This window comes from Sulfuricurvum sp., assembly GCF_023250475.1.
Lineage (GTDB): Bacteria > Campylobacterota > Campylobacteria > Campylobacterales > Sulfurimonadaceae > Sulfuricurvum.
The window spans coordinates 1-3,357 of the sequence record NZ_JAHFAQ010000176.1 but is presented as its reverse complement, the minus strand read 5'-3'; the positions used below and the strand labels follow the sequence as shown (position 1 = coordinate 3,357).

Below are 3,357 nucleotides of genomic sequence, written 5' to 3'. Positions count from 1 at the left end.
TCCCGAAATCCATAAACTGAACACCCCCCTCTTCACACAGCTCACTGTACTGCTTATAGAGGGTAGGTACCGACACGTCCAATGATCTCAAATAGTCTTTGAGGACTTTAAAATCTTCCGTATAATTATCGCCGTTGAACAATGTTTTAAAGTCGTTTTGAACATACTCGGACAATCTATACGGTGATTTTGCTTTTACCATCGTATTGTCACTTCCAAAATAAAGGGTATAAAAATAGACCAATATTTCTTGCGCATGTTTCGGAAAGCTCCCTGAAATGCTCACAGGACCCATCATGTATTTGACGTTCGGATTGTGACTGAGATACGCTCCTATCCCTTGCCAAAGATAATCAAGTGCGCGGCTTCCCCAATATTTCGGTTGAACAAAGCTGCGCCCCAATTCAATAGCGTCTTCCAGTATGTGATCAAATTGATCGTTCATATCGCATAAATCAGATAGATAAAGTCCCTCTTTTCCCAACCAGGAAAGAATCCACTCGCATTCGCCGATACGATAGGCTCCCGCTATTTCTAATGCATCATCATCCCACAATACCAAATGATGATAATAACGGTCATACACGTCAATATCACGAGCACGTCCGCTTCCTTCACCCACTTTACGAAAGGAGTATTCTCGAAGACGCCCGATTTCATTGATAATATTCGGAGCGTTTTCATGCTCGATAAGATATATTTGCTTATTATCACTTGTCAATCCCAGTAATTCCCCTTTACGAAGCTCGTTCCGCAGCTCCTGACGAGATACCGGATGGGCGATTGAACACTCCGTCGGATAGATCCCTTTTTTACCCTGAGCGATACGGAGAAGATGTTTTCGAAATAATCTCGCATGACGTTTTTCCGTGAGATTAAAATCACTGAGTGTATTTTCACTGACCATTTCACCGATCGTAAAATCAAATACTTGGTTTCGTGCCGCAAATACTTCATGACTTAACAATAAAGTACCTAGTGGTTTGTAGATCCATGAGAGAGAATAAAAGAGCGGACTGTTTTTCCCTTTGATATAGATAGGAAGGATCGGGGCTGCATTGCGTTTGGCAAATTTAACGAAACCCCCTTTCCATGCTCCCTCTTTAATTCCAAATATCCCTGCACGCGAAACTTCACCGGAAGGAAAAAATATAACCGCTTCTTCCGCTTGTAACGCCTTATCGATCAGTTGTAACGAATGTTTGGAAACTCTGTCATTAAAATTATCCACACCAATCATAAACTCTTTAAGCTGATTGATTTCACCAAGAACACGATTAGCAATAATTTTTACTTTTTTATCTTGACGAACAGAACAAACCATTTGTATCAAACAAAGTGCATCCAGCGCCCCTAAAGGATGATTGGCTACGATTATAACTTTTCCCATAGCGGGAATATTCTCTATTTGCTTATGAACGGTTTTGTACGACACATTTAAATGTTCCAACACAGCGTCAATAAATTCCAATCCGCTTTTTTCTTGGTGAATCTCCATAAACAGATTAATCGATTTTTCATGAAGAAGCAAACGTGTCAATCCAACTATTGTTTTATAAATCAATGTTGGATACCGAAATACTTTCGGATGTTCTTTACGTAAAATATATTCTGCACTCACCATGGTATAAACCTTTATAAAAAGTACAATGTAAAAGAATGTACTTTATTTTTTGATACGGTAAATCATGTTAATTTCAGAGTGATTACGTTTTGATTACTGGAGGATTACCCTCTTTTGAATAAAAAATCTATCATAAAATGTGAATAACTTTTTATAACAGTTGCTTAATCAATTATTAAAAGAGAAAAATTCTTTAAAAGCCCCCAAAATAGGGCTTTAAGGCTGTATAAAGGAAGGGTATTTCAGGGTATATTTAGATTAAAAATTTCTGAATTTATGAAGATTTCTTTTCCATTTTACACAAATATGGAGCAAACTTATTCACAATGCTCTCACAGTGTGAATATTACACACTTCTAAAAAAATAGTGCGATTTTTTTAGAATTCAGAAATCTTTTAGGGGGTTAACAGAGAGTAACACTTAAGTCTTTCATCAAGCAGAAATTATTAAGGATCTCTAAGACTCTTTTGATACACTTCTACCCTGGCGACCCTCCTGGTGTGTTGGTCGCTTATAGAGAGTTTGTTGGTACATCTTTGAGAATTTTTCTTCGTGTCTCTTGCGCTTTTTTATTTAAATCAAGTTTTACCCTTTGTGCATGCGTAATCGCTACCGCCATTGCATCGGTAATGTCCAGCGGCTTAATCTCTTTCGTTATCCCCAAAATCTGCTTTACCATGAATGCCACCTGCTCTTTTGCCGCTTTTGCTTTTCCTGTCAACGCCTTTTTAACCTGTAACGGCGTGTATTCTGCAAACATACCGTACTCTTGCAGGAGCTTTAATGTAATCGCTCCTCGAAACTGAGCCAGTTTTAATACTGTTTTAGGATTATGGGCATAAAAGATATCTTCCATTGCCACTTCATCAATTGTATGCACGTGAAACAATTGTTCAATTGCCTCAGCAACTTGGGGAATTTGATGTTGAAGAGATTCCGCTTTAATTTTTATCAATCCGGCTTCAATAAGACGTATTTTTTGTCCTTCTATCGCTACAATCGCGTATCCACAATTACGTGTCCCCGGATCGATCCCTAAAATATTCATTTTTTTCCTATTCACATGGGTGAATATCTTCTATTCACCTTATATTTGATCCTAATTATAGGCAAATATCGGTATTATTCCTCAACACTATTCACAGGGTAAGGGAAAAGATGAATTCGATCGGTAAACAGGTTTTAAATGCTCTCAAAGGGGAGATCAATGAGATCGATTACCAACGCTATATTAAACAACTCACGTTTGACGAAGCGGAATCCAAAAGCAATCTGGCTATTTTTCGTGCTCCTAATGCACTAATTGCTAATTGGGTACGGACAAAATTCGCCGATAAGATTGCACATCTTTTTGAAATTAAGACCAATATTAAGCCCGCCGTATCGATTTTAATCCAATCTTCCTCGGCTCCTTCTTCAACACAAAATACTGTTGTTGCCTCTAATGTTGAACGACCGAGCGGCTCATTACTCAATCCGTCATTTACTTTTCAAAATTTTGTCGTCGGAGACTCCAATAATTTTGCCTTTATCGCCGCGAAAAACGTAAGCGAAAAACCGGGGGTTGTTTACAATCCTCTCTTTATCTACGGCGGCGTCGGATTGGGGAAAACCCACTTGATGCAATCGGTCGGCAATGTTATGCTCTCTCAGGGTAAAACAGTTATCTATACCTCGGTAGAACAATTCCTCAACGATTTCACACGTCATCTAAGCAATCGGACAATGGATC

3 protein-coding genes are annotated in these 3,357 nt (G+C 38.6%); 1 reads left to right on the top strand and 2 read right to left on the bottom strand.

The window, feature by feature from the left end; all coding sequences use genetic code 11:
• Together Q0C19_RS11660 and ruvC are read right to left on the bottom strand one after the other, a co-directional pair.
• On the bottom strand, positions 1 to 1,624 hold a 1,624-nt coding region (locus Q0C19_RS11660; RefSeq protein WP_295056257.1), incomplete at its 3' end, for a lysophospholipid acyltransferase family protein.
• A gap of 512 nt (positions 1,625 to 2,136) precedes the next feature.
• A complete protein-coding gene (ruvC, locus tag Q0C19_RS11655) occupies positions 2,137 to 2,673 on the bottom strand; it encodes a crossover junction endodeoxyribonuclease RuvC (protein WP_295056254.1) in 537 nt (178 codons plus the stop codon).
• A 110-nt stretch (positions 2,674 to 2,783) separates the two neighbouring features.
• Here ruvC and Q0C19_RS11650 point away from each other — a divergent pair.
• Positions 2,784 to 3,357 (top strand): DnaA/Hda family protein (locus Q0C19_RS11650; protein WP_295056251.1); only part of this gene is annotated, 574 nt, incomplete at its 3' end.

Excerpts from the sequence above, each read along its gene's own strand:
- ruvC (WP_295056254.1), bottom strand. The coding sequence starts at position 2,673 with ATGAATATTTTAGGGATCGATCCGGGGACACGTAATTGTGGATACGCG.